Origin of the sequence: Pseudoalteromonas sp. GW168-MNA-CIBAN-0100 (assembly GCF_040309225.1) — a bacterium.
Lineage (GTDB): Bacteria > Pseudomonadota > Gammaproteobacteria > Enterobacterales > Alteromonadaceae > Pseudoalteromonas > Pseudoalteromonas arctica.
This window is the reverse complement of the sequence record NZ_JBEOOL010000325.1, coordinates 1-321: the sequence shown is the minus strand read 5'-3', so window position 1 is coordinate 321 and position 321 is coordinate 1. Positions and strand designations below refer to the sequence as shown.

General features: G+C 38.0%; 1 protein-coding gene. It reads right to left on the bottom strand.

Features of this window, described 5'->3' with window-relative positions; genetic code table 11:
- The coding region (locus AAEY62_RS21320) for a DUF5924 family protein (protein WP_350636376.1) at window positions 1–321 on the bottom strand (321 nt) is incomplete at both ends.

Below are 321 nucleotides of genomic sequence, written 5' to 3'. Positions count from 1 at the left end.
TAAATAAAATAGGCAAAGTAACCAATATAACTACAAACAATGCAAACTTATGAAACACCGCAAATAACATGCGAGTTTTTGCGAACTTTTTATAATACAAAGGATCACTTACCGATATGACTGCACACATTATCATTAGCGCGGTAAAAATAGCTTGCGGGTGATCCCACTGCGTTACCGCTAAAAAAAATGGCAAAGCAAAAAACAGGCTTTCTTGTTGCACCATTTGTAAAGCAAAGCGCATAAAGTTGGGCGATACCGCGACACCAAATCTTTGCTCTACTTTATCGCGCAACCAGTTATCAATAATTAACCATACCC